The sequence below is a fragment of the Variovorax sp. Soil_C_19 genome (assembly GCF_057657255.1).
The window spans coordinates 1-2,446 of the sequence record NZ_JBDGIV010000031.1; the positions used below are offsets into that span (position 1 = coordinate 1).

Here is a 2,446-nt window from a genome sequence, read left to right on the forward strand (position 1 = left end):
TAGAGCAACGTGGGAACGTAAATGACAGACGATTTGGAAGACCTCAAACGCCGGCTGGTGGTGGGACACAAGAGCGACGGACGCAGCGTGTACGACGAGGCGGCGAAGTCGCAGCTGGTGGCACTGTGCCGACAGCCGGGCGCCTCGGTGTCGCGTCTGGCGCGCGAGTGCGGCGTCAACGCCAACCAGGTCAGCCGCTGGCTTCGCGAGCATGGCTTCGGCGGGCGTGCGCGCAAGGCCACCGACGTGGTGCCAGCGCCTGCGTTTGTGGCTGTCGCAATGCAGCAGCCAGCGTCGCCGGTGAAGGCTCGTTCGGGCGACGACACGGTCGCCGTGATGGACATGCAGGCGCGCTTGCCCAATGGCGTGGCGCTCGAACTTCGTGGCATAGAGCTGCGCCACGTCGGCGAAGTGATCGAGGCGCTTGGGAGGTTGCGGTGTTCCGTCTCGACGAAGGGCTGAAGGTCTACCTGCACCGCACGCCCGTGGACTTCCGGCTGAGCATCAACGGCTTGGCCGTGCTGGTAGAGCAGGCACTGGGTCTGGACCCGTTCGCCTCGTGCGCGTACGTGTTCAGCAACCGCCGACGCGACCGGGTGAAGATCCTGGGTTGGGAGCGCAACGGCTTCTGGCTGCTGCTCAAGCGCTTGGAGAAGGACCGGTTCATCTGGCCCTCGTCCGAGGCGGTTCCCACGCTGACGGCCGAGCAGCTGCACTGGTTGCTGGAGGGCATCGACATCGCGGTGGTGCAACGCCACTCCCGTCTGCGCTATTCCAGCGTCGCCTGAAGGAACAATGATGGGGCATGCCGATCCAAGCTGGCGTGTCGTCGCCTGCCTCCATCACCGCTGAAGAACTCGCCGCGCTCATTGCCGAGCGCGATGCGTTGGCCGGCGCGCTTCGAGTCGCGACCACCGAGCGGGACCTCGCCCTGGAGCGATTGAGGTCGTTGCAGCGCCAGTTGTTCGCTGCCAAGAGCGAAGCCCGCGGCACCGATCAGAAGGACCTGTTCCTGAACGAGGCCGAGGCACTCGCGCCTACCGATCAGACGCCGCCCGCCGAGACCGACGAAGAGGAGTCGACACCGGTCGCAGGGCATCAACGCAAGAAGCGTGGACGCAAGCCGCTGGACCCCGCGCTGCCGCGCGAGATCGTGCGCCACGAGCTGCCCGAGGCCGAGCGCGTGTGCGCGCATGACGGGCACGCGCTGGTGGAGATCGGCGCCGAGGTCAGCGAGCAGATGGACGTCATCCCCGAGCAGGTGCGCGTGCTGCAGCACCACCGCGTCAAGTACGCCTGCCCCTGCTGCGATCAGAGTCTGAAGGTTGCACCGGCGCCGGCGCGCATCATTCCGCGAGGCCTCCTCACCGAGCAGGCCCAGGCCTGGGTCATCACCGGCAAGTACCAGTTCGGCATGCCGCTGTACCGCACGGCCGCGCTGCTGCGCCGCTTCGGTGGCGACATCGTGAGCAACACCCTGGCCGCCGGCGTCGTGCGCATCGGCCGGGCCGTGCAGCCCGTCATCAACCTGCTGCGCGACCACTTGCTGGACAGCGACTTGATCTACGGTGACGAGACCACGGTCCAGGTCCTCAAGGAGCCCGGAAGGAAAGCCCAGACCAAGAGCTACATGTGGGCGCAGATGAATGGCACCGGTCCACCGGTACGGCTGTTCGCCTATGCGCCGGGACGTGGCACTGTGCACGCCGACAAGCTGTATGCCGGCATCCGCCCAGGCACCACGCTCATGAGCGACGGCTACGAGGTCTACAACGGCATCGCGAAGGCCGGCGGTCTCACGCATCTCGGGTGCTGGGTCCACGCGCGTCGGCCGTTCATCAAGGCCGAGGAGGCCACCCCGAAGGCAGTTCGCTCACCGGATCAGATCGCGACCCGGTTCGTGCGGCTGATTGGCAAGCTGTACCGTGCAGAGGCGCTGGCCAAGGCTTGGGCGCCTGCGCGTCGGCTGCGGCTGCGTGCGCGCTACAGCGCCGCGGTCGTGCGCGAGATCGAGCGGCTGCTGCTCACGCACCTGCACAGCGTGGCGCCGTCAAGCCTGCTGGGCGAAGCGCTGCACTACTTGCACGGGCAGTGGCCCAAGCTCGTGCGGTTCCTGGACAACGGCTCCTGGCCGCTGGACTCCAACCCGGTGGAGAACGCGATCCGGCCCTTCGTCGTCGGAAGACGAAGCTGGTTGTTCGCCGACACCGTGGGCGGTGCCAACGCGAGCGCCAACCTCTACTCGTTGATCGAAACGGCCAAGGCCAACAACATCGAGCCCTACCGGTACCTCGTCGCGCTGTTCAAGAAGCTGCCGCTGGCGCAGACCGTCGACGACTACGAGGCGCTGCTTCCCTGGAACATCGAACTCGTCGAGCCGTAGACCTCTGCGCGCGCATCGATTCCGGCGCCGCGGGCAAGGGCGTGGTTTATTGACCGCTTACGA

General features: G+C 66.8%; 3 protein-coding genes. All 3 read left to right on the top strand.

The features are described from left to right. Positions 1 to 21 precede the first annotated feature (21 nt). The 3 genes from tnpA to tnpC are packed head-to-tail and all read left to right on the top strand — an operon-like array spanning position 22 to position 2,383. Positions 22 to 462 (top strand): IS66-like element accessory protein TnpA, encoded by a 441-nt coding sequence (tnpA, locus tag AC3A6R_RS27060; RefSeq protein ID WP_487863264.1) that lies wholly within the window; start codon positions 22 to 24, stop codon positions 460 to 462. Further along, positions 438 to 788, top strand: coding sequence for an IS66 family insertion sequence element accessory protein TnpB (tnpB, locus tag AC3A6R_RS27065; RefSeq protein ID WP_487863263.1), 351 nt, complete (start codon positions 438 to 440; stop codon positions 786 to 788). Before tnpA ends, tnpB begins: the two co-directional genes overlap by 25 nt. Positions 789 to 805: 17 nt before the next feature. Further along, positions 806 to 2,383 (top strand): IS66 family transposase, encoded by a 1,578-nt coding sequence (gene tnpC / locus AC3A6R_RS27070; RefSeq protein ID WP_487866173.1) that lies wholly within the window; start codon positions 806 to 808, stop codon positions 2,381 to 2,383. Positions 2,384 to 2,446 lie beyond the last annotated feature (63 nt).